This window comes from Saccharothrix deserti, assembly GCF_009769385.1.
GTDB lineage: Bacteria > Actinomycetota > Actinomycetes > Mycobacteriales > Pseudonocardiaceae > Actinosynnema > Actinosynnema deserti.
The window spans coordinates 41556-62433 of sequence record NZ_VKAB01000002.1 but is presented as its reverse complement, the minus strand read 5'-3'; the positions used below and the strand labels follow the sequence as shown (position 1 = coordinate 62433).

At 69.8% G+C, this 20878-nt stretch carries 18 protein-coding genes; 12 read left to right on the top strand and 6 right to left on the bottom strand.

The window, feature by feature from the left end; translation table 11 throughout:
* From araB to FM051_RS14865, 8 genes are all read left to right on the top strand, one after another.
* Window positions 1–1656: a ribulokinase gene (gene araB, locus FM051_RS14900; protein ID WP_158843558.1), complete on the top strand. Its 1656-nt coding sequence runs from the start codon at window positions 1–3 to the stop codon at window positions 1654–1656.
* A gap of 4 nt (window positions 1657–1660) precedes the next feature.
* Window positions 1661–2314, top strand: a complete 654-nt coding sequence (locus tag FM051_RS14895; RefSeq protein WP_158843557.1) for an L-ribulose-5-phosphate 4-epimerase — start codon at window positions 1661–1663, stop codon at window positions 2312–2314.
* A 20-nt stretch (window positions 2315–2334) separates the two neighbouring features.
* Window positions 2335–3843, top strand: a complete 1509-nt coding sequence (gene araA / locus FM051_RS14890; protein ID WP_158843556.1) for an L-arabinose isomerase — start codon at window positions 2335–2337, stop codon at window positions 3841–3843.
* A gap of 39 nt (window positions 3844–3882) precedes the next feature.
* Entirely contained in the window at window positions 3883–4998 is a 1116-nt protein-coding gene (gene chvE / locus FM051_RS14885) for a multiple monosaccharide ABC transporter substrate-binding protein (RefSeq protein ID WP_158843555.1), read from the top strand.
* 7 nt (window positions 4999–5005) lie between these two features.
* The gene (gene mmsA / locus FM051_RS14880) at window positions 5006–6532 is read left to right on the top strand and encodes a multiple monosaccharide ABC transporter ATP-binding protein (RefSeq protein WP_158843554.1); all 1527 of its coding nucleotides are present in this window, start codon (window positions 5006–5008) and stop codon (window positions 6530–6532) included.
* On the top strand, window positions 6529–7749 hold the full coding sequence (mmsB, locus tag FM051_RS14875; RefSeq protein WP_158843553.1) for a multiple monosaccharide ABC transporter permease: 1221 nt from the start codon (window positions 6529–6531) through the stop codon (window positions 7747–7749). The genes mmsA and mmsB overlap by 4 nt, the downstream gene beginning before the upstream one ends.
* Before the next feature lie 229 nt (window positions 7750–7978).
* A complete protein-coding gene (locus FM051_RS14870; protein WP_158843552.1) occupies window positions 7979–9100 on the top strand; it encodes a right-handed parallel beta-helix repeat-containing protein in 1122 nt (373 codons plus the stop codon).
* 115 nt (window positions 9101–9215) lie between these two features.
* Window positions 9216–10001 (top strand): DeoR/GlpR family DNA-binding transcription regulator, encoded by a 786-nt coding sequence (locus tag FM051_RS14865; protein ID WP_158843551.1) that lies wholly within the window; start codon window positions 9216–9218, stop codon window positions 9999–10001.
* 18 nt (window positions 10002–10019) lie between these two features.
* Here FM051_RS14865 and FM051_RS14860 read toward each other — a convergent pair whose 3' ends face one another.
* Window positions 10020–10163, bottom strand: a complete 144-nt coding sequence (locus FM051_RS14860) for a hypothetical protein (protein ID WP_158843550.1) — start codon at window positions 10161–10163, stop codon at window positions 10020–10022.
* Window positions 10164–10340: 177 nt separating this feature from the next.
* On the opposite strand from FM051_RS14860, the gene FM051_RS14855 reads away from it, so the two are divergent.
* Window positions 10341–10514, top strand: a complete 174-nt coding sequence (locus tag FM051_RS14855) for a hypothetical protein (protein ID WP_238412396.1) — start codon at window positions 10341–10343, stop codon at window positions 10512–10514.
* A 141-nt stretch (window positions 10515–10655) separates the two neighbouring features.
* On the opposite strand, the gene FM051_RS14850 is transcribed toward FM051_RS14855, so the two are convergent.
* The 4 genes from FM051_RS14850 to FM051_RS14835 form a co-directional block, all read right to left on the bottom strand.
* On the bottom strand, window positions 10656–11627 hold the full coding sequence (locus FM051_RS14850) for a TolB-like translocation protein (RefSeq protein WP_158843549.1): 972 nt from the start codon (window positions 11625–11627) through the stop codon (window positions 10656–10658).
* Entirely contained in the window at window positions 11624–12850 is a 1227-nt protein-coding gene (locus tag FM051_RS14845; RefSeq protein ID WP_158843548.1) for an MFS transporter, read from the bottom strand. The genes FM051_RS14850 and FM051_RS14845 overlap by 4 nt, the downstream gene beginning before the upstream one ends.
* Window positions 12851–12923: 73 nt before the next feature.
* Entirely contained in the window at window positions 12924–14321 is a 1398-nt protein-coding gene (locus FM051_RS14840; protein ID WP_158843547.1) for a CBM96 family carbohydrate-binding protein, read from the bottom strand.
* A gap of 176 nt (window positions 14322–14497) precedes the next feature.
* A complete protein-coding gene (locus FM051_RS14835; protein WP_420803601.1) occupies window positions 14498–15361 on the bottom strand; it encodes a LysR family transcriptional regulator ArgP in 864 nt (287 codons plus the stop codon).
* 69 nt (window positions 15362–15430) lie between these two features.
* On the opposite strand from FM051_RS14835, the gene FM051_RS14830 reads away from it, so the two are divergent.
* Both FM051_RS14830 and FM051_RS14825 read left to right on the top strand, forming a co-directional pair.
* Window positions 15431–16012: a LysE/ArgO family amino acid transporter gene (locus tag FM051_RS14830; RefSeq protein ID WP_158844100.1), complete on the top strand. Its 582-nt coding sequence runs from the start codon at window positions 15431–15433 to the stop codon at window positions 16010–16012.
* A 317-nt stretch (window positions 16013–16329) separates the two neighbouring features.
* The gene (locus tag FM051_RS14825) at window positions 16330–19191 is read left to right on the top strand and encodes a non-ribosomal peptide synthetase (RefSeq protein ID WP_158843546.1); all 2862 of its coding nucleotides are present in this window, start codon (window positions 16330–16332) and stop codon (window positions 19189–19191) included.
* A gap of 94 nt (window positions 19192–19285) precedes the next feature.
* Here the strand turns inward: FM051_RS14825 and FM051_RS14820 are convergent, their stop codons facing one another.
* Entirely contained in the window at window positions 19286–20362 is a 1077-nt protein-coding gene (locus FM051_RS14820) for an epoxide hydrolase family protein (protein ID WP_158843545.1), read from the bottom strand.
* A 114-nt stretch (window positions 20363–20476) separates the two neighbouring features.
* Between FM051_RS14820 and FM051_RS14815 the strand changes: the two genes are divergently transcribed.
* Window positions 20477–20866 carry an MmcQ/YjbR family DNA-binding protein gene (locus FM051_RS14815; RefSeq protein WP_158843544.1) on the top strand — a complete coding sequence of 130 codons (390 nt, stop codon included), beginning with the start codon at window positions 20477–20479 and terminating at the stop codon, window positions 20864–20866.
* The last annotated feature ends 12 nt before the right edge of the window (window positions 20867–20878 follow it).

Here is a 20878-nt window from a genome sequence, read left to right as displayed (position 1 = left end):
ATGGCGAGCGATCCGTTGGTGGTGGGTGTCGACTTCGGCACGTTGTCGGGCCGCGCGGTCGTCGTGCGGGTGCGCGACGGCCTCGAGTTGGGCACAGCGGTGCACGACTACAAGCACGGCGTGCTGGACCGGGCCCTGCCCGGCGGCCGCGCGTTGCCCCCCGATTGGGCGTTGCAGGTGCCCCAGGACTACGTGGACGTGCTGCGCCACGCGGTCCCCGCGGCCATCGCCGACGCCGGGGTGGACCCGGCGGACGTGGTCGGCATCGGCACCGACTTCACCGCGTGCACCATGGTCCCGGTCAAGGCGGACGGCACGCCGCTCAACGAGCTGCCGGAGTTCGAGAGCAACCCGCACGCGTACGTGAAGCTGTGGAAGCACCACGCGGCCCAGCCGCAGGCGGACCGGATCAACCACCTCGCGGAACAGCGCGGCGAGAGCTGGCTGCCCCGCTACGGCGGCCTGATCTCCTCGGAGTGGGAGTTCGCCAAGGGCCTCCAGCTGCTCGAAGAGGCCCCCGAGGTCTACGCGGAGATGGACCACTGGGTCGAGGCCGCGGACTGGATCGTCTGGCAGCTCGCCGGTGTCTACGTGCGCAACGCGTGCACGGCCGGCTACAAGGGCATCTACCAGGACGGCTACCCGTCCGACGAGTTCCTGGCGGCGCTGAACCCGGACTTCAAGGACTTCGTCACCGACAAGCTGGAGCACCCGCTCGGCCAGCTGGGCGACCGCGCCGGCGGGCTCACCGAGCAGGCCGCCGAGTGGACCGGCCTGAGGCCGGGCATCGCGGTGGCCGTCGGCAACGTCGACGCGCACGTGACCGCGCCCGCCGCGCAGGCCGTGGAACCCGGCCAGATGGTCGCGATCATGGGCACCTCCACGTGCCACGTGATGAACGGCGACATCCTGCGCGACGTGCCCGGCATGTGCGGCGTGGTGGACGGCGGGATCGTGCCCGGCCTGTGGGGCTACGAGTCGGGCCAGAGCGGTGTCGGCGACATCTTCGCCTGGTTCGTGGAGCACAACGTGCCCGCCGAGTACCACGAGACGGCCCGCGAGCGAGGCATCTCGGTGCACGAGCTGCTGACCGAGCTGGCCGCGCAGCAGCGCATCGGCGAGCACGGCCTGATCGCGCTGGACTGGCACAGCGGCAACCGCTCGGTGCTGGTGGACCACGAGCTGTCGGGCGTGGTGGTCGGGCAGACGCTGGCCACCCGCGCCGAGGACACCTACCGGGCGCTGCTGGAGGCCACGGCCTACGGCACCCGCGTGATCGTGGACTCCTACACCGACGCGGGCATCCCGGTGACCGAGCTGGTGATCGCGGGCGGCCTGCTGCGCAACCCGCTGCTGATGCAGATCTACGCCGACGTGACGAACCTGCCGCTGTCGGTGATCGGCTCCGAGCAGGGTCCCGCGCTCGGCTCGGCGATGCACGCCGCCGTCGCCGCGAAGGCCTACGAGGACATCCGCGCCGCCGCCAAGGCGATGGGCTCGGTCAAGCGCGGCGTCTACCTGCCGATCCCGTCGAACGTCGAGGCCTACGAGCGGATGTTCGTCGAGTACCAGGAGCTGCACGACTACTTCGGGCGCGGCGTCAACGAGGTCATGCACCGGCTCAAGGCGCGGCGTCGCGCCGCCAAGGGGGAGTGAGTCCATGTCCGTCGTCTCCGACCTGCGCCGCACGGTCTCCGACCTGCACCGCGAGCTGACCCGCTACGAGCTGGTCATCTGGACCGCGGGCAACGTCTCGGCGCGCGTGCCCGGCCAGGACCTGATGGTCATCAAGCCGTCCGGCGTGTCCTACGACGAGCTGACCCCTGAGGCCATGGTCGTCACCGACCTGTACGGCAACCTCCTGGAGGGTGATTACTCGCCGTCCTCGGACACCGCCGCGCACGCCTACGTGTACCGGCACATGCCCGAGGTGAACGGCGTGGTGCACACTCACTCCCCGTACGCCACGGCGTGGGCGGCACGCGGCGAGCCGATCCCGTGCGTGCTCACGATGATCGCCGACGAGTTCGGCGGCGACATCCCGGTGGGGCCGTTCGCGCTCATCGGTGACGACTCGATCGGCCAGGGGATCGTGGAGACGCTGCGCGAGAGCCGGTCGCCGGCCGTGCTGATGCGCAACCACGGCCCGTTCACGGTCGGCAAGGACGCGCGGTCGGCGGTGAAGGCCGCGGTGATGCTGGAGGACGTGGCGCGCACCGTCCACTTCGCACACCAGCTCGGCAAGCCCGACCCGATCGAACAGCACCACATCGACAGCCTTCACGCGCGTTACCAGAACGTCTACGGGCAATGAGCCCACGAGGGGAGCCCCGCATGTCGCCTGCTGGGAAGCCGCAAGTCTGGTTCCTCACCGGGAGCCAGCACCTCTACGGCCCGGAAACGCTCGAGCAGGTCGCCCAGCAGTCGCAGCAGATCCAGCGGATGCTCACCGAGTCGGGGAGGATCACCGCGGAGGTGGTGTGGCAGCCGGTGCTGACCGACACCGCCGCCATCCGGAACGTGATGCTCGCGGCCAACTCCGACCCGTCGTGCATCGGCGTGATCGCGTGGATGCACACGTTCTCGCCCGCCAAGATGTGGATCACCGGGCTGGACGCGCTGCGCAAACCGCTGCTGCACCTGCACACGCAGCTGAACGAGGCGCTACCGTGGTCCACCATCGACATGGACTTCATGAACCTCAACCAGGCCGCCCACGGCGACCGCGAGTTCGGTTTCATCCAGACCAGGCTGGGTGTGCCGCGCAAGACCGTCGCGGGTCACGCGAGCGACCCGCTGCTGGCCGAGCGGATCGACGGCTGGGTGCGCGCGGCCACCGGCTACAGCCACCTGAACGGGATGAAGCTGGCGCGGTTCGGCGACAACATGCGGGGCGTCGCCGTCACCGAGGGTGACAAGGTGGAAGCGGAGCTGCGCTTCGGCGTCTCGGTGAACACCTACGGCGTGAACGACCTGGTCGAGGTCGTGGACGCGGTGTCCGACGAGGAGATCGACGTCCTGGTCGCGGACTACGCCGACACCTACCGGCTCGCGCCCGCGCTGCACCGCGGCGCGGAGCGGCACGAGTCGCTGCGCTACGCGGCCCGCATCGAGGCCGGCCTGCGCCGGTTCCTCACCGAGGGCGGCTTCGGCGCCTTCACCACGAACTTCGAGGACCTGGGCGGGCTGCGGCAGCTGCCGGGTCTGGCCGTGCAGCGGCTGATGGGCGACGGCTACGGCTTCGGCGGCGAGGGCGACTGGAAGACGTCGGCGCTGCTGGCCGCGGTCAAGGCGATGGGCACCGGCACCGGCCGCGGCACGTCGTTCATGGAGGACTACACGTACCACTTCGGGCCTGGGGAGCCGAAGATCCTGGGTGCGCACATGCTGGAGGTCTGCCCGAGCATCGCGGCCGACCAGCCCTCGTGCGAGATCCACCCGCTGGGCATCGGGGGTCGGGAGGACCCGGTGCGGCTGGTGTTCGACGCGGCGGAGGGTCCCGCCGTGGTTGTCGGCTTGGCCGACCTGGGGGAGCGGTTCCGTCTGGTGGCCAACGAGGTCGAGGTCGTGCCGCCGGACGAGCCGCTGCCGAATCTGCCGGTGGCACGCGCGGTGTGGAAGCCCGCACCGTCGCTGTCCACGTCGGCTGAATCGTGGCTGACCGCTGGTGGTCCGCACCACACCGTCATGACGCAGGCGGTGGGCGCGGACGTGCTGCGCGATTTCGCGAACATGGTGAACACCGAACTGGTGGTCATCGACCAGGACACGACGACCACGTCGTTCAGCGATCGCCTGCGCTGGAACCAGGCGTACTTCCGACTCGCGCAGGGCCTGCGTTAGCAGATCTGGGCTTGGCACCACCCCGAGGAGAGAGAAACGATGAAGTTTCCACGGTTCGCCGCCGTCACCGTGGCGGCAGCAGCCCTAACTTTGACCGCCTGCGGTTCGGCGGAGAAGTCCGTCGACACCCAGACCGGCACCACCGAGGGCGCGCTGGTCGGCGTGACCATGCCGACCCGGTCGTCCGAGCGCTGGATCCACGACGGCGACAACATCAAGAAGGCGCTGGAGGACAAGGGCTACAAGGTCGACCTCCAGTACGCCGAGAACGACATCCCGACGCAGGCCAACCAGATCGAGAACCAGATCACCAAGGGCGCGAAGCTGCTCATCGTGGCTTCGATCGACGGCACCGCGATCACGTCGCAGCTGCAGCAGGCCGAGGACGCGAAGATCCCGGTCATCGCCTACGACCGCCTCCTGCGCAACACCGACAGCGTCGACTACTATGCGACGTTCGACAACTTCAAGGTCGGCGTGCAGCAGGCGACCTCGCTGCTGACCGGGCTGAAGGTGCTCAACGCCGACGGCACCCCGGGCACCGCGACCGGCCCGCTGAACATCGAGCTGTTCGCCGGTTCGCCGGACGACAACAACGCGACGTTCTTCTTCAACGGCGCGATGTCGGTGCTCCAGCCGCACATCGACAAGGGCACGCTGGTGGTCAAGAGCGGCCAGACCGACTTCAAGACGGTCGCCATCCTGCGTTGGGACCCGGCCACGGCCCAGAAGCGCATGGAAGACCTGCTGACCTCCACCTACGGTGGCGCCCAGGTGCACGGCGTGCTCTCGCCCTACGACGGTCTGTCCATCGGCATCCTGTCCGCGCTCAAGAGCAGCGGCTACGGCACCGGCGGCAACCCGTACCCGATCGTCACCGGCCAGGACGCCGAGGTCGCCTCGGTGAAGTCGATCATCGGCAACGAGCAGTACTCGACCATCTACAAGGACACCCGCGAGCTGGCCGCCACCACGGTCAAGATGGCGGACTCGGTGCTGAAGGGCGAGAAGCCCGAGGTCAACAACGAGAAGGACTACGACAACGGCAACAAGGTCGTCCCGTCGTACCTGCTCGAGTCGGTCATCGTGGACAAGAGCAACTACCAGAAGGTGCTCGTCGACAGCGGCTACTACACCGCAGATCAGCTGAGGTAATTGGCTCATGTCCGACGACATCCTGGTGATGCGCGGCATCACCAAGCGGTTCGCCGGGGTCACCGCGCTGCACGACGTCTCGTTCGTCGTGCAGCGCGGTGAGATCCATGCGATCTGCGGTGAGAACGGCGCGGGGAAATCCACGCTGATGAAGGTGCTCTCCGGCGTGCACCCGCACGGGTCGTACGAAGGCGAGATCCTCTTCGAGGGCGAGCCCTGCTCGTTCGGCGGCGTCCGCGACAGCGAGCGGCGCGGCATCGTGATCATCCACCAGGAGCTGGCGCTGTGCGGCCAGCTGTCCATCGCGGAGAACCTCTTCCTCGGCAACGAGCGGGCGAAGCGCGGGTTCATCGACTGGAACCGCACCAACCACGCGGCGGGCGCCCTGCTCGCCCGCGTGGGCCTGCGGGAGAACCCGACGACGCCGATCAACGAACTGGGCGTGGGCAAGCAGCAGCTGGTGGAGATCGCCAAGGCGTTGGCGAAGGACGTCAAGCTGCTGATCCTGGACGAGCCGACCGCGGCGTTGAACGACGACGACTCCGCGCACCTGCTCGACCTGCTGGACGGGCTGCGCGCCGAGGGCATCACCTCGGTGATCATCTCGCACAAGCTCAACGAGGTCACGAGGATCTCCGACAGCATCACGATCCTGCGTGACGGCCGCACCATCGAGACGCTCCCCGCGCACGACGTGAGCGAGGAGCGGATCATCTCGGGCATGGTCGGCCGCGACCTGGAGCACCGCTTCCCGCCGCGCACCCCGAAGGTGGGCGACGAGGTGCTGCGGATCGAGGACTGGACCGTGCACAGCCCGTCCCAGCCGGACCGGGTGGTGGTCGACCGCGCCAACCTCACGTTGCGGCGCGGCGAGATCGTCGGCCTCGCTGGCCTCATGGGCGCGGGCCGCACCGAACTCGCGATGAGCGTGTTCGGCCGGTCCTACGGCGTGGGCATCTCCGGCCGGGTCGTCAAGGACGGCAAGGAGATCGACACCCGCACCGTCCGCAAGGCCATCGAGCACGGCCTGGCCTACGTCAGCGAGGACCGCAAGCGCTACGGGCTCAACCTGATCCAGGACGTCAAGCTCAACGTGTCCGCGGCCGGGTTGAGCAAGATCGCCCCGCGCGGCTGGGTGAACGACGGCGAGGAGTTCTCGGTCGCCGAGAAGTACCGGCGTTCGATGAACATCAAGACGCCCAACGTCGCCACCACGACCTCGTCGCTGTCGGGCGGCAACCAGCAGAAGGTCGTGCTGGCGAAGTGGATGTTCACCGACCCGGACGTGCTCATCCTCGACGAGCCGACGCGCGGTATCGACGTGGGCGCGAAGTACGAGATCTACTCGATCATCAACGACCTGGCCGACCAGGGCCGCGCGGTGCTGGTCATCTCCTCCGAGCTGCCGGAGCTGCTCGGCCTGTGCGACCGGGTGTACACCCTGTCGGAGGGCCGGATCACCGGTGAGCTCGACCGCGCGGAAGCCACCCAGGAACGCCTGATGCACCACATGACCCAGGGACAGACCTCATGAGCACTGAACTGGCACCGGCGCCCGTGGCGAAATCCGCCGCACCGCAGCGCCGGTTCACGATCAACCTGCGACAGTCCGGCATCTACATGGCGTTCGCGCTGATCGTGGTGCTCTTCACGGTGATGACGGACGGCGCTCTGCTGACACCGCAGAACATCTCCAACATCATCGTGCAGAACTCGTACGTGTTGATCCTGGCCATCGGGATGATCCTGGTGATCATCGGCGGGCACATCGACCTGTCCGTCGGGTCGGTGGTCGCGTTGACCGGCGCGATCTGCGCGGTGCTGACCGTGCAGCTGGACCTGCCGTGGCCGCTGGCGGTGCTGATCACGCTGCTCGCGGGTGCGGTGATCGGCGCGGCCCAGGGTTACTGGGTGGCGTTCTTCGGCATCCCGGCGTTCATCGTGACGCTGGCGGGCATGCTGGTGTTCCGGGCGCTGACCCTGACCGTGCTGGGCAACCAGGGCATCGGGCCGTTCCCGGAGCAGATCCGCACCCTGGCCAACGGCTTCACCGAGGGCTACCTCGGCAACGTCGGTCTCGGCGCGCTGGGCGGCGCGGACCTGGTCAGCCTCCTGGTCGGTGTCGCGGTGGTGGCCGGGTTCGCGTTCAACGAGTGGCGCAAGCGCAAGGCGCGGCTGAACTACGGGCAGACCGTGGACCTGTTCCCGATCTTCGTGGCGAAGATCGCGCTGGCCGCGCTGATCGTGCTGGCCGTGGTGGTGCAGCTGGCCCGGTTCCGCAACCTGCCGTGGGTGCTCGTGCTGCTCGCGGTGCTGGCGCTGGGCTACTCGGTGATGGCCAACCGGTCGGTGTTCGGCCGGCACATCTACGCCATCGGCGGCAACCTCCAGGCGGCCACGCTGTCGGGCGTGAAGGTCAAGCAGGTCACGTTCTGGGTGTTCGTGAACATGGGCGTGCTGGCCGCGCTGGCCGGCGTCATCTTCGCCGGGCGGCTCAACCAGGCCGGTCCGACCGCGGGCAACGCGTTCGAGCTGGACGCGATCGCGGCGGCGTTCATCGGCGGCGCGGCGGTGCAGGGCGGCGTGGGCAAGGTGGTCGGCGCGATCACCGGCGGCCTGATCATGGGTGTGATCAACAACGGCATGTCGTTGATCGGCGCGCCCAGTGAGCGGGTCATGCTGGTGAAGGGCCTCGTCCTGCTGGCCGCCGTCGCCTACGACGTGTGGACCAAGCGCAGGGGTCGTGCCTGACCGTTCGGTTCTCGCGGTCAAGGGCCTGTCCGACTCCCGGACAGGCCCTTGACTCGTTTTCGGATGTCCGATTCACTACCGATTGACCCTGGGAACGCTCCCAGCAGCGTCCTCGGGTGGTGGCCCGCCTCGTCCCCCGGCGGGCCGCCACCCTCCACCGACCGAACAGGGAATCCCGCAGATCTCCGCCGCCACAGGAAAGCGCTTACCAACCTCAGGAGATCACCACATGAAAGCACTACTCGCCGTGTCAGCGTTGACAGCGGCGTTGTTGCAGGTCACCGCGCCGGAGGCGCAGGCGGCCTGCGGCGACGGCTCGTACCACGCCGAGGTGACCGGGTCCGGCAGCAGCTTCACGGCCCGCCGGGGCAGCAGCACGGTCTACACCGGCAACAGCCTGCGCGCCGCGCTGCAGGCGGCCAACGACAGCCTCACCGCCAACCGCACCTCCAAGGAGCGGATCGTCGTCCGGGCGTCCGGCTCCATCCCCGCGGGTGAGCGCTACTCGATGCGCAGCTACACCACGATCGACGTGTGCGGCACCATCAACGTCACCGGTTCCGGATCGGGCGACTACGCCCCGGTCTACGCACGTGGCGTCCGTGATATCGAGGTCCAGAACCTCACCCTCACCGGCACCCCGCTGTACGGCATCTTCATGCGCAACGTCACCAACGTGGTGATCGGCAACGTGAACATGCGCCTGTCCAGGGGCCTGGGCGTGCGCATCGACAACCGCGGCGACACCAGCCAGTGGAGCCGCAACATCCGCATCGACTACGCCTATGTGCAGGGCGCCAGCTCACACGCCGTGGAGACCTACGGCGTGGACGGCCTTACCATCGGCACGGTGGTGGCGCGCAGCGTCGGCGAGTCGGGCCTGCTGCTCAACCAGACGATCAACGCCACCGTGGGCACCGTCGACGCCGAGAACGCGGGCGCGGGCACCGGCTACGCCGCGTTCCGCACCGCCAACCGCAACGGCCGGGTCGGCAGCAGCTACCCGACCAACATCCGGGTCGGCCAGGTCATCGCCCGCGGCGGCGGCCGGGGCATCTTCTGCGTGTCGGAGAGCGGCGGCCTCCAGATCGACCGGATCGACATCGCCAACACCGGCAACAACTCCATCCTGATCGAGAACTGCTACAACGTGAACCTCGCCGCGCAGAGCGGCAGCGTCACCGGTGGGGGTGAAATCCGGCTTGCGGCGCGCTCCGAGTTCCCGGTGACCCGGGACATCGTCATCCAGAACCTGCGGGTGACGAACTCGGCCATCCGCGAGAGCCCGTGCGGCACCAACACCACGTTCCGCAACAACACCCTGGTCAACAGCAGCCAGAGCATCTGCTAGCACGATTTCGGCCGGGACGGGATGTCGTTGTCCCGTCCCGGCCGAGGTCATCTGAAGCGGTTCCGTTCGTATCCCGGCATCTGTAGTGTGCGTTGACCTCGGGGGAGGTGGCGCGGTGAACCGGTACGAGCGGCTGAACCTGCTGTTGGAACTGCTGGCCGAGCGGGGCCGGGTCGAGGTGGACGACATCGCGGCCGAGTTGGACGTCTCCGGCGCGACCATCCGCCGCGACCTCGACAACCTGGCGAACCAACAACTCCTCACCCGCACGCGCGGCGGCGCGGTGGCGCACTCGGTCGCCTACGGCCTGCCGTTGCGCTACAAGACCGTTCTGCGCGCGGGGGAGAAGCAGCGCATCGGCCGTGCGGCGGCCGAGCAGGTCACCCGCGGCGCGGTCGTCGGCATCAACGGCGGCACCACCACGACGGAAGTCGCGCGGGCGTTGATGACGAGCCCCGAGTTCGGCGGCGCGGCCGGTGACGGGCTGATCACCGTGGTCACCAACGCGTTGAACATCGCCAACGAACTCGCGGTGCGGCCGCAGGTGAAGCTGGTGGTGACCGGCGGGGTCGCGCGGCCGCAGTCCTACGAGCTGACCAGCCCGCTGGCCGGGAAGATCCTCAGCGGGCTGAGCCTCGACGTGACGTTCCTCGGGGTGGACGCGATCGACCCCGACTCGGGCGCCTACGCGCACCACGAGGGCGCGGCGGACGTGGACCGGATGCTCGCCGAGCGCGCCCGGCGGGTGGTGGTGGTCGCGGATTCGTCGAAGATCGGCACCAGGGCGTTCGCCGAGATCTGCCCGATCGGCCTGGTGCACGCCCTGGTCACGGACACCGACGCGGACGAGGAGGACGTGCGCCGGTTCCGCGAACGCGGCGTCGAGGTCATCCGCGTATGAGGTCATCCGGGTGTGAGGTCATTTGGGGGAGAGGTGCAGGCAGGCGCGCACGGCGGCGGCGGCCGACCACGCGCGGGCTGCACGCCGCCGGGTACGTGACGATGCCCTGGTCCACGACACCGACGGTGCGCGCAGGACGGTGGTCAGTTGCGGTCCGGTCACGTCAACCCTCCGACTCCTTGACACCGCGCTGTGGCACGGGACACAGTGACCGCCGATTTGATCGGTCAAATGATCGGTCAATGAGCGTGCAGTGTGCCGGCGGGCATGTTCCGTGCGCAGACGTGCGATCTGCGCAGTTGTGTGATCTGGGGAGGGTGCAGGCGATGGCGCGTCCCGGTGGTCCGGCGACGATCCGCCGCGATCTCCCGGTTCACCGGGGCGTATGGTTTCGACCAGCCGTTCGGCACCCCGATGGCGGCCGGTGTGATCGTGACCGTGCCGCCGGTCGTGGTGGTGCTGCTGTTCCGGCGGAGGATCATCGCAGGCTTGACCGCAGGTGGTGTGAAGTAACCGCCTGACGGTTTCATCGGCCGGTCGTCACGTGATGGGAGAGCCGTGACGACCGGCCAATTACTTGGCACTTGCCCGCGTACCGGACTGCGCCGTCCCCTAGCACTCTGTGGCCACTATTGCTTCAGTGTGGACCAAAGTTCACCCGATCGGGGCGGGCGAGTTGGCCTCCGGGACGAGAACGGCCGGGGAGCCGGTGCCGTCGGCGGGCACGGTCCAAATGTCGTTGACACCGTCGCTGCGTTGGATGCTGTATGCGATTGTCTGCTGGTCCAGCCAGGTCGGTTGGTCGTCCACGCTGCGCGTCTCCGCCAGTGGGGTGGCCGCCCGGGTGGCCAGGTCCATTGTAGACAATCGCCAGCCTTGCTGCGGGTCGTTGTTGATCGCCATTTTGTATGCGATGCGCTTTCCGTCGGGCGACAGGGACGGGCATTCCACGTTCTTTGCGATCGACCGCAGGGTGCGGGCCGCGAAATCGCCTTCCATCAGGTAGCGGTGGCCGCCGGTGGACATGGTGGCGTAGAAGCGGTTGTCGTCGGAGGTGAAGGTCACGCCCCAGAAGTTGCGGTCCACCGCGGTGGTCACCGTGCCGTCCACAGAGGACGTGAACTCCTCCAGTGACGTGACCAGGGTGTCGGTTTTCGCATCCAGAATGCCGGTGCTGGTGGAGAAGCCGTTCGCCGCGTACGAGTGGCCGTCGACGAACAGCGTCCACGCCACCATCCGCCCGCTCGGCGACACCCGCGTGCGGTTCGGGAAGCCGGTCAGCGGCACGGTCCGCACCTCGCGGAACGTGGCGTCCAGCACGGCCAGCTCACCGGCCTTGAACGCGCCGACCGGCCGCAGGCAGGACGTGGTCCCGGCGGCGCTGTACACCCGGTCGCACCGCTGCTCGGTCACCTCACGCGGTCCGCCGGGGTCCGAACGGGACACTGTGGACAGTCTGCCGTTGCTCAGCACCATCAAGCGAGGCCCGCTGACGGTGGACGACGACGCGACCTCGCCGGGGTCGTCGGAGTCATCGGATGCGGACAACGCGGTGTACCCGACGGCGACGACACCGAGCAGTACCGCGACCAGAGCGGTGATCAGGAGACGGGTCCGAGTGGTCATGAGCGACGCCCCAGGAGTGCGACGGTGGCGGCCAACGTGAGCGCGACGCCCGCGGCGGCCAGGCGGGTGGCGGCCTCCGGCCCCCAGAACTGCCAGGCCAGGCCGAACAGCACGGACGACCCGAGGTACGCCAGGGCTTGTCCACTTTGGATCAACGCGATACCGGTCGTGCGCAACCGCTCCGGCAGCAGCGGCCCGGCCAACGCCATCAGCACCCCGTCGGTGGCCGCGTAGAACACCCCGTACAGCGCGACCACGACGACGACCAGCGCCCACCCGCCCAGCGGCCCGAACAGCAGCAGGTACACCGCGCCCAGCGCCACGTACCCGCCCAGCATCACCGGCAGCCTGCCCACCCGGTCGGCCAGCGCCCCGAGCGGCGCGGCCAGCAGCAGGTACACCAGGCTGGTGCCGACGGCCAGCAGCGGGAACCAACCGATGGCCAGGCCCTCCCGCTTCTGCAGCAGCAGGTACACGAACCCGTCGCCGATCGTGGCCAACCCCAGCAGTGACGCGGCGAGCACGACCCGCCGCACGCCCGCGTCGCGCCACAGCCCGCCGATCGCCTTCACCCGCACCGGTTCCGCCGGCACCGGTGAACGGTGGTCGCGCACGAACAGCACCAGGATCACCACGCCGAGCGCGGCGATGCAGAAGCTGGTCATGAACACCGAGTCGAACGACTCCCCGGCGGCGGCGAGCACGGCGAGGGCGACGAGCGGCCCGGCGAACGCGCCCACGCCGTCCATCGCCCGGTGCACGCCGAACGCCCGTCCGAGGTCGCCCGACGGCGTGGACAAGGTGATCAGGGCGTCACGTGGTGCGGTGCGCAGTCCCTTGCCCGCCCGGTCGAGGGTGATCACGGCGCCGAGCGCGGCGGTGGAGCTGCCGGCCAGCAGGAGCCCGAGCTTGGCGACCGCGGACATGGCGTAGCCGAACCCGGCCACGGTCTTGCGCTTGCTGCTCCGGTCGGCGAGGTAGCCGCCGACGAGTCGGAGCAGGGTGGTGGCGCCGGTGTAGACGCCGTCGATGACGCCGTAGGCGGCGGGGCTGAGCTGGAGTCCGACGACGAGGTAGAGCGGCAGGACGGCGGTGACCATCTCGGACGAGATGTCGGTGACCAGGCTGACCGCGCCGAGCGCGAAGACGTTGGCGCTCAGGCCTTTCCAGCCGGGTCCTTTCCGGCCGGCGGTCTTGGTGCGGGTGATCGTGGACAGGTACACGGCACACCTCCGGGCGGGGCGCCGCACCCGGCACGGGGCCGGGTGCGGCGCCGACTTGGCAGTGACGGGCGGGTCAGTGACAGGCGGTGGTGCCGCTGTCGGTGAAGGTCTTGCCCGCCTCGGGGACGAACTGCCAGTCGAAGCTGTTGCTGTGCAGGGTCAGCTTCAGCACGCCGTAGGTGTCGCTGTTGCGGACCTCGCTGTTGGCGCGGATGGTGCCGAAGCCGTAGTGGCTGGCGCCGCCCATGCCCGCGACGAACGTGCGGATGCCGCGGGTGGTGTCCAGGCCGCCGCTCGGGTTCTGCGGCGCGAACCGCTCGTACTGGTGGTTGTGGCCGAACAGCACCAGGTCGGCGTTGTTGTCGTACAGCGCCTGGAACAGCGGGCGCGTCGCCGTGGACGGCGCGTGGTTGGCGCCGGAGGTGAACAGCGGGTGGTGCCAGTACGCCGCCGTGCACGGCTTGGTGTTCGCGGCCAGGTCGGCGCGCAGCCACTGCTCCTGGGCGGAGCCTGCCGCCATGCTGATGTTGGAGTTCAGCGAGACGATGTGCCAGTTGCCGAGGTCGTAGGAGTAGTAGCCCTGACCGGACGGTCCGGCGAGCGAGCCGAAGTAGTCGTAGTACCCGGTCGCGCCGCTGGTGTGGTAGTCGTGGTTGCCGGGTGACGGGCGGGTGCGCGCCTTGTGCCTGCCCCAGGTCGGGTTGTAGTAGTTGGTGAACTCCGCGGCGGTGCCGTCGTTGTAGACGTTGTCGCCGGTGGTGAAGACGGTGCCGGGGATGTTGTCGAGCAGTGCGGCGGTCGCGCTGTCGCCGGAGCCGGAGTTGGAGATGTCGCCCGCGCCGACGAGCACGGGGTCGCCGCTCGGGGGCTGGGTCGTCGTCGTGGTCGGCGTGGTGCCGGTGGTGACGAGGAGTTGCGGCGCGGTGGCGCCGGTTTCCCGCGAGTCGTAGTCGGCGCCGTCGCCGTTGGTGGAGGTGACGCCGAAGCTGAAGGTGCCGTTGCCGGCGACGTGCGAGGTCACGTCGACCTCGTACCAGGCGTTGCGGGCGACGGAGCCGAGGGTGCCTAGGGTCGCGCCGTCGACGGCGGGCTGGTTGTTCCAGGTCACCGCGGTCTCGGACCAGGTGGTGTTGGTCATGGCCCGGAACGCGCCGCCGGCCGGGCTGTTGGCGCCCGACACGTCGTCGGTGTGCACGCGGAGCTTGGCGCTGCTGACCGTGCCGGAGACGCCGGAGACGGTGAACTTCAGGAACATCCGCTTGGTCGGCGAGCCGTCCACGCCGAGCTGGCCGGAGGTGCCGTGGTTCGTGCCGGTGGCGGAGTTGTCGACGTAGGTGTCGGCGGAAGGGGTGAACGTGCTGGTGGCGGCCGTGGCGGTCGGCACCCGGTCGGACGAGGCGACGACGGTGAGGGTGGCGGCGGTGAGGACACCGATGGCGAGCACCGCCAGGGGAGCTCTGCGACCTGACATGCGAAACCCTTCGTTTGTCGAACGGCGGCTACAAGAGCCTCGCAGACAGTAGGCAGGTGTGGACACTGTGTGGTGTTGGCCGCACGGCGGGTTGGTGAACGACCGGCGAACCGCTCGCGCCTTGATCAGTGCAGGTGAAGAAGGCTCGTGAGAGGTGCTCGCGAGGGCTGTGCGGGTCAGTGCAATTCCGCCGCGGCGGCGCGGAAGACGGCGTCGGCGACGCGGGCCAGCGGCGGTGAGTCGAGCTTCCACTGCTGCCAGTGCAGCAGCACGTCCACGGGTTTCTCGGGCGCCAGGTGGACGAGCCTGCGGTGTGCGGCGATCTGGTGTTCGGTGAGCAGCGCCCAGCCCGCGCCGGCGACCACGGCGTCCTCGAACACGTGCCCGTCGGGCAGGTGGTGGCGGTGGGCCGAGGCGTTGTGCCCGGTGAGTTGGCGGCAGAACCGGTCCTGCAGGTCGTCCTTCTCGTCGAACACGATGACCGGCGCCTCGTGCAGCGGCAGGCCGCCGTCCAGCCAGCGCCGGGTGAACCGCTTGGTGGCCACGGCGTGGTAGCGGATGCTCCCGAGCGGACGGACGACGCAGCCCTGCACCGGCTGCGGCGACGAGGTCACCGCGCCCACGACCACGCCTTGGCGGAGGAGTTCGGCGGTGTGGTCCTGGTCTTCCCGCCGCACGGTCAACACGAGGCTCTCGTCGGTCGCCAACTCCTTGACCACGCGGCGGAACCAGGTGGCCAGCGAGTCGGCGTTGACCGCGACCGGGATCGTCGTCGGGTCCTCGATCAGGCCCAGCGCCTCGCGTGCGTCCCGGTCCAGCAGCGCCTGCTGCCGCCCGTAGCGGGCGATCACCGCGCCCGAGTCGGTGAGCTTCGCGGGCTTGGAGCGCACCAGCAGCACGCGGCCGGTGCGCTGTTCCAGCAGCTTGATGCGCTGGCTCACGGCCGACGGTGTGACGTGCAGTGCTTTGGCGGCGGCGTCGAACGTGCCTTCGTCCACGACGGACAGCAGGGTGCGCACGCACTCCGGATCCAGCATCATGAGTGCTAATGATACGTAAGAAAATGTAGCTGGCCTTATCACGACGGGATTCGTACGTTCGGCGGTGTGATGTACGCGCTCATCGCCGGACTCGGCACAGGACTGTCCCTCATCGTCGTGATCGGCGCCCAGAACGCCCTGGTGCTGCGCCAAGGGGTGCTGCGACAACAGGTGCCGGCGATCGTGGCCATCTGCGCGGGCTCGGACGCGCTGCTCATCGCGCTCGGCGTCGGCGGTGTCGGCGCGGCGCTGAGCGCGTGGCCGGCCGCGTTGACGGCGGTGCGGTGGATCGGCGCGGCGTTCCTGGTCGGCTACGGAGTCCTGGCCGCACGCCGGGTGCTGCGGCCGTCCGCGTTGCAACTCGGCGGCGCGGCGTCGGCGGCGATCGTCACCTGCCTCGCGCTCACCTGGCTCAACCCGCACGTGTACCTGGACACCGTGCTGCTGCTGGGCACCGCGTCCACCGGGTTCGGCGGCGACCGGTGGTGGTTCGCGGCGGGTGCGATGGCGGGCAGCGTGCTGTGGTTCACCGCGCTCGGCTTCGGCGCGCGGTGGCTGTCCGGGACGTTCACCCGGCCCTCGGCGTGGCGGGTGCTGGACGCGGCGGTCGCCGTGGTGGTCACGGTGACCGGCGTCTCGCTCGTCCTCTAGCGGGCTCGTCCAGTGGGCGGGTCGTCCAGCAGGCGCCACTCGGGGAAATCCGGTCGGCACAAAACCGTCGTCAACCAGTTGCGCGCGATGAAGTCCGAATGTGCTCGTTTCGCCTTCTCGTAGTGAGTTGACGCGAGTATCCGGAAGCTCCCTTGACGCGTTGTGTCCGTCGTGTCACCGTTGGTCACGGCCTGCCGGGAGAACTGGGGACTGGCAGGTGAGTCTGGGGAACGTCGAGGGGTAATCGTGGGGCCTGTGCTCGTCTTGTGCAATTGTGCTGCGCTTTTGATGCTCTGCGTTCGAGGGGCGGGCAGGCGATGACGTTCAACCAATTCGCGACCGCTGTTCTCGGTCCGGAGGTCGACACCTCGGCGTTCACCACCCGCAGTTTCATCGGGCTCGGCGGCGACTCGCTGCGCGCCATGCGCCTGGCCGCGCTGGTGCGGGAGCGGTCGGGGGTGCGGATCCCGGTGGCCGCGCTGCTCGGTGACGCGCCGCTGGCCGAGGTCTTCGCCGAGGCGGGCGTGGTCACCGCGCCCGCCGGGCCCACCCCGGTCGCGGCGGTCGACGAGGCCGTGGCGGAGTCGCTGTCCCACGCGCAGCGCGGCATGTGGCTGACCGAGCGGGTCACCGGCGGCTCGCCGTACAACCTGGTGTTCGCCTGCTTCGTGGTCCCCGGCACCGAGGGTCGGCTGAAGGGCGGGGCGTTCGAACGGGCCGTGGCCGCGACCGTCGCCCGCCACCCCGGCCTGCGCACCGTGTACCGCGAGGTGGACGGCGACGTGGTGCCCGAAGTCCTCGACGCGCACAACCCCGAAATCCCGGTGACGGCGCACATCGAGGTGGCGGAGCACGAGGGCGACGGGTTCGAGGAGCACGTGCGGGCGTTGGCCGCCGAGTGCGGCAGGCTGCCGTTCGACCTGGCGGACGCGCCCGCGTTCCGGTTCCTGCGGGTGACCGGCACGCGGCAGGACGCCGTCGTGCTGATGGCACACCACATGGTGCTCGACACGTGGGCGGCCGGTCTGCTGCTCGACGAGCTGTTCGCGCACTACGACGCCCTGGCGCTGGGCCTGCCCGCGCCGTTGACCGGGGTCGGCCCGTCGCCGCGGGCGCTGCTCCGGCACCAGGAGGCGTCCCGCGCGTCCGGCGAGTGGGAGCGGCAGGCCGAGTTCTGGATCAAGCACCTCGACGGCGTGCCGACCGTGCTGGAACTGCCCGCCGACTGCGAGCGGCCCGCGGTGCGGGACGTCGCCGGTGACCGCACGGCGGTCGACTTCGGCGTGGACACGAGTGCCGCGGTGGTCCGGCGGGCACGGGAACTGGGCATCACGCCGTTCGCGTTCCTGCTCGGCGCGTACGGACTGACGCTGAGCCGGTGGACCGGCGCGCGCCGGCTGCTGGTGGGCGTGCCGCTGTCCGGGCGGGGCACCTCCGAGCTGGAGGAACTGGTCGCGGTGGCGGGCAACCTGGTGCCGGTGCTGGTCGACGTGGACGACGACGCGTCCGTCGCGGACTACCTGCGCGCGGTGCACCACTCGTCGGCGCAGAGCATCGACGCGGGCGACCTGCCGTTCGAGGAACTGCTGTCCCGGCTGGGTGTCGAGCGCGGCCCGGACCGCCACCCGCTGGTGCAGGTGACGTTCGGCATGCACGACCAGCTCGTGCCGCAGCTGCTGGAGTCGGCGGGCCTGGAGATCCGGGTCGAGGAGGAGCACACCGGCGGCTCGCGGTTCGACCTGTCCCTGCTGATCCGCCAGTCCGACCCGGCGCTGGCCGGGCACGCCGAGTACGCGACCGGCGTGTGGGGTGTGGCCGAGGTCGAGGGGTTCGTCTGCGACTTCCAGACGGCGGTGGCGGAACTGGCCGCGGCCGACGGAAAGCTGGAGGAAGTGCGCTGCGTGGCGCCCGAGCGGTGGGCGCTGCTGGACCGGATCAACGAGACCCGGCGTGATTTCCCGGTGGCGTCGCTGGACGAGCTGTTCCGGGACGTCGCGCGCAGCACGCCCGACGCGGTGGCGGTGCGCGAGGGCGACGTGGAGCTGACCTACCGGCAGTTGGCCGGCGCGGCGGCGGAACAGGCGCGGCTGCTGCGGGAAGCCGGGGTGTGGCCGGGTGACCGGGTGCTGGTCGGCGTGGAGCGGTCGGTCGCCGAGGTCGTCGCGGTGCTGGGCGTGGTCTGGGCCGGGGCCGCCTACGTGGGCATCGACCTGGGCCTGCCCGCCGCGCACACGGAGAAGATCGTGGCGAAGGCCGCGCCGACGGCGGCGTTGATCCCACCCGGGGCCGCCTGGCGCGTGCCGGGAACCCCCGTGGTGTCCACTTGGGACGAATCGTGGACCGCGGGTGAGGTCGAGGTGCTGCCCGCCGATCCCGATCGGCTGGCGTACGTGGCCTTCACGTCCGGCGCGACCGGGCAGCCGAAGGGTGTCACCATCCCGCACCGCGCGGTCGTGCGGCTGGTCCACGACGCCGATTTCGTGCGCCTCGGCGCGGGCGAGCGGGTCCTCCGGCTGTCGCCGCTGGCGTTCGACGCGTCCACTTTGGAGCTGTGGGGCGCGCTGCTCACCGGCGCCACCCTCGAAGTGCACCCGGCCGGTCCGCCGACGCCCGGCGAGCTCGGCGACTTCCTGCTGGCACGCGAGGTCACCGTGGCGTGGCTGAGCGCGGACCTGTTCCGGCTGGTCGAGGAGTGCGCCCCGTACTCGTTCGCGGGGATGCGGCAGCTGCTGTCCGGCGGTGACGTCGTGCCGCACGACCACGTCGCCCGCGTGCTCGCCCGCCACCCCGGCCTGGTCGTCACCAACGGCTACGGGCCGACCGAGAACACCACGTTCACCACCACCTACTCGGTCACCGACGCCGAGGACGTCCGGGGGCCGCTGCCCATCGGCGCCCCGCTGCCCGGCACCCGCGTCTACGTGCTGGACGAGCGCGGCCGACGGGTGCCGCCCGGCGCGTTCGGCGAGCTGTACGCGGCGGGTGAGGGCCTGGCCGTCGGCTACCTGGACGACGAGGCGGAGACCGCGCGGGCGTTCGGGCACTTCTCGCCCGAGATCCCCGAACGGCTCTACCGCACCGGCGACGTGGTGCGCATCGACACCCGCGGCCGGCTGCGGTTCGCGGGCCGCCGCGACGACCGGGCGAAGCCGCGCGAGCCGGCCGCTCGGGCACGGTGAACCCGCTGCTCGGGCACGGTGAACTTGCCGTTCGGACACCGTGAAGTCGCCGTTCGTGGTGTCCGAGTGGCGGGGTCCTCGGTCGGTCGCCGGCCTACGAGCGGCCGGTGAAGAACTCACGGATGTCGGCGGCCAGCAGCTCGGGCACCTCCATCGCGGCGAAGTGACCGCCCCGGTCGAACTCGCTCCAGTGCTCGATCGGGTAGCGCAGCTCCGCCAACGGCCGCACGGCCTGCACGATGTCGTGCGCGAACACGGCCACACCGAGCGGCGCGGGGCAGGGCGGTGTCGCTCCGTAGCTGGTCTCGCGGCTCAGTCGGGCCGACGAACCGGCCGTGCCGGTGAGCCAGTACAGCATCACGTTGGTCAGGACCCGGTCCACGTCGATCTTCGAGTCCGGGTCCGTCCACTCGGTGAACTTCTCCGCGATCCACGCCAGCTGCCCGACCGGCGAGTCGGTCAACGCGTACGAGATCGTCTGCGGCCGGGTGGCTTGCAGCACCTGGTAACCCGGCCGGTTCCGCATCATGCCCTTGATCCGGTCCAGCCGTCGGTTGTCCTCTTCGGACAGTTCGACGCCCTCGGCGGGCGGTGTGGGCAGGTAGTTCACGTGCACGGCGACCACGTGCTCGGGCGCGGCGACGGCCATGGCCTGGGCGATGCCCGAACCCCAGTCGCCGCCCTGCGTGCCGTAACGCCGGTAGCCGAGCCGGTTCATCAACTCGGCGAACGCCCGCGCCACGCGGTGGACGTCCCAGCCGCGCGAGGTCGTCGGGCCGGACAGGCCGAAACCGGGGATCGACGGGATGACCAGGTGGAAGTCCCGTGACAGCGGCTCGATGACGTCCAGGAACTCCAGGAACGACCCCGGCCAGCCGTGGACCAGCACGAGCGGCAGGGCGTCGGGCTTGGCCGAGCGGACGTGGAGGAAGTGCACGCGCTGGCCGTCGATCTCGGTGGTGAACTGCGGCAACGCGTTCAGCTCCGCCTCGTGCCTCCGCCAGTCGTAGGCGTGCAGCCAGTGGTCGGCCAGCTCGCGGACGCGGGCCAGCGGGAAGCCGTAGTCGAACCCGGCGTCGGGCAGTTCCTCGGGCCAGCGGGTGCGGGTCAGCCGGTCGGTCAGGTCGTCCAGGTCGGCCTGGGGGACGTCGAGGGTGAAGGGCTTGATCATCGCCAGCTCCGTTGGTCTCACCAATGTTGGGGTTGCCAACGTTACAGCAGATATGTTGGCAACGCCAACGGTTGACCGTGTGAGTGTCAGACCCCCGGTCTATCGTTTGCACCCATGGCCACCTGGGACGACGTCCGCCGCATCGCCACGGCGCTGCCGGAGGTCACCGAGCGCGCCTCCTACGACGGGCGACCCGCGTGGCGGGTCAAGGACAAGGCGTTCGCCTGGGACCGGCCGCTGCGCAAGGGCGACCTGGCCGCCCTGGGCCCGGCCGCGCCGGACGGCCCGGTGCTCGCGGCCCGCGTGCCCGACCTCGGTGCGAAAGAGGCGCTGCTCGCCGACGACCCGGCCGTCTACTTCACCACCCCGCACTTCGACGGTTTCCCCGCGATCCTGGTCCGGTTGGACGAGATCACCCCGGAGGAACTGGAGGAGCTGCTGACCGAGGCGTGGCTGTGCCGCGCGCCGAAACGTCTCGCGAAGCAGTACGAGGTCGATCACTGATCCGTAGGTCAC